Annotated in this window: 2 protein-coding genes and 1 pseudogene; 1 reads left to right on the forward strand and 2 read right to left on the reverse strand. The window is 47.8% G+C overall.

Annotation, left to right across the window (positions count from 1 at the left end; all coding sequences use genetic code 11):
* Positions 1–526, forward strand: a pseudogene (locus WEIDD23_RS14260) (peptide ABC transporter permease); the annotation flags it as partial.
* Positions 527–568: 42 nt separating this feature from the next.
* Here WEIDD23_RS14260 and accA read toward each other — a convergent pair.
* Both accA and WEIDD23_RS15005 read right to left on the reverse strand, forming a co-directional pair.
* Positions 569–1342, reverse strand: a complete 774-nt coding sequence (accA, locus tag WEIDD23_RS15000) for an acetyl-CoA carboxylase carboxyltransferase subunit alpha (RefSeq protein ID WP_010374861.1) — start codon at positions 1340–1342, stop codon at positions 569–571.
* On the reverse strand, positions 1335–2171 hold an 837-nt coding region (locus tag WEIDD23_RS15005; protein ID WP_062358699.1), incomplete at its 5' end, for an acetyl-CoA carboxylase carboxyltransferase subunit beta. The genes WEIDD23_RS15005 and accA, both read right to left, overlap by 8 nt.

The raw sequence follows: 2171 nt of genomic DNA on the forward strand, positions 1-2171 counted from the left end.
TGATCAAACGGCCTTGCACGGTGCACCAGCATCTTGGTTCCAGTCATTAAATCCCTTGTTCATTATGTTGTTTACACCATTCTTTGTGTGGCTATGGTCTAAAAAGCTACGTGATAAGCAACCATCAACGGGCGTTAAATTCTCACTAGGGCTTGTTTTTGCTGGGCTATCATTTGTTTGGATGGCCTTTCCAGGCATGCTGTACGGCGTTAACCACCACTTCAACGCACTGTGGTTGATTGCCTCGTGGGCCTTGGTTGAAGTTGGTGAAATGCTCATCTCGCCAGTTGGCCTATCAGCGTCAGCAAAGATGGCGCCAGTGGCATTCCAGGCACAAATGCTAACTGTTTGGAATCTATCTGATGCAACCGCGCAAGCTGCGAATGCCCAGTTAGTTCAGTTGTACTCAAAATCAACAGAAATTAATTACTTCTTGATTATTGGTGGTATTACGATTGTGGCTGGTTTCTTGCTTTGGATTGCTTCTAAGCGGATTAAGGCACTTCAAATCGGTCTGTCGGAGTAATAAATTATAAATAAAAAGGACCTCATTTGAGGTCCTTTTTATTTATGAAAATTGTGCAAAGCGTTGTTGACGTTGTGCAATCAGTTCTGTTGTTGATAGTTTTTGTAAGTCGGCTATTTCATTTTTTAAATCTAATCGAAGTTGTTCGTAAAAGGCAGTATGATTATCCATTTCTGGAATAACGCGATCCACAACGTGAGCTGTTAACAGTTCCTGTGGGGTTAACCCCAGTAATGCGGCGGCTTCATCCGCTCTTTTGGCGTCTTTAAACAAAATCGATGCAAAACCTTCTGGCGACAGCATGGCGTAGATGGCGTGTTCAAACATCCACACGCGGTTAGACGTCGCTAGTGCTAGCGCTCCACCTGACCCGCCTTCTCCGTAAATAACAGCAATCATTGGCACCTTAAAAGACATGCTTTGTAAGATACTCTCGGCAATTGCTTGACCAACCCCGCCTTCTTCAGCAGTCTTGCCAGGGAAAGCCCCCGGCGTATTGATAAAGGTGATGATTGGCCGGTTGAATCGATCGGCTTGTTGCATCAAGCGCAACGCTTTTCGATAACCACTCGCTTCAGGTGATCCGTTACGCGTTTGTAATTTCTCAGCGATTTCAGCCCCACGATTGATGGCAATAACTGTAACTGGTTGTTCACCCAGTAACCCAACGCCGCCAATGATTGCTGGGTCATCACCTTGGGCGCGGTCACCATGTAATTCTTGAAAATCCGTTATCAAGCCAGCAATGATATCACGAGCCAGAAAACGGTCTTCACGGGAAGCCCGAACAATGTCAATCGGCGTTTTTTCAGACATGAGCATCCTCCTTGGGTGCTTGGTGTACGCGCAAGAGCTGACCAAGGTGATGTTGCAACTCAGGTCGCGCAACAATCGCATCAATGAAGCCGCTGGCTTGCATATGTTCAGCGCGTTGGAAATCCTTGGGCAGTGTCTCATGGATTGTTTGTTCGATAACTCGGCGACCAGCAAACCCGACTAAGGCATGCGGCTCAGACAAGATGATGTCACCTTGCATAGCAAAGGAAGCTGTGACCCCACCCATGGTTGGATCAGTTAAGACAACAATGTATACCAAACCAGCTTCGCGATGTCGTGCAATCGCCGCAGAAACGTTTGCTAATTGCATCAGGCTTCGAATGCCTTCCTGCATACGCGCACCGCCAGATGCAGAAAAAAGGATAACTGGCAAGTCGTTTGCTGTCGCATCATCAAATAGGGCCACTAACTTTGCACCAGTTTTAGCACCTAATGACCCCATCATGAACCCAGCGTCCATAATGGCCAGCGCAGTCCGTTGGTGTTCAATGACAGCTTCACCAGTCAAAACAGCCTCTTTTAGGCCAGTCGCAGCCTGAGCGCGCGTTAACTTTTCGGCATAGCCAGGGAAATCAGGTGTTGTCATTTCGATATCAGCGTGCCATTCAGTAAAACTGTCGGTCATCATGTTGGCGCGTTGGGCCGCGCCTAAGCGGAACCCATAGCCACAAACACCGCATACCAAGAACTCACCAAGTTCCTCTTTGTACTGTTGTGCTCCACAAAAAGCACAAGTTACCCAGTCACCCTTCTGGCCACGAGTCCGGGCATCCGCGGGTGCTGTGTGTTTAAACTTATCCGGGTTATT

Source organism: Weissella sp. DD23 (assembly GCF_001579105.1).
GTDB classification, from domain to species: domain Bacteria; phylum Bacillota; class Bacilli; order Lactobacillales; family Lactobacillaceae; genus Weissella; species Weissella cibaria.

Excerpts from the sequence above, each read along its gene's own strand:
- accA (WP_010374861.1), bottom strand. The coding sequence starts at position 1,342 with ATGTCTGAAAAAACGCCGATTGACATTGTTCGGGCTTCCCGTGAAGAC.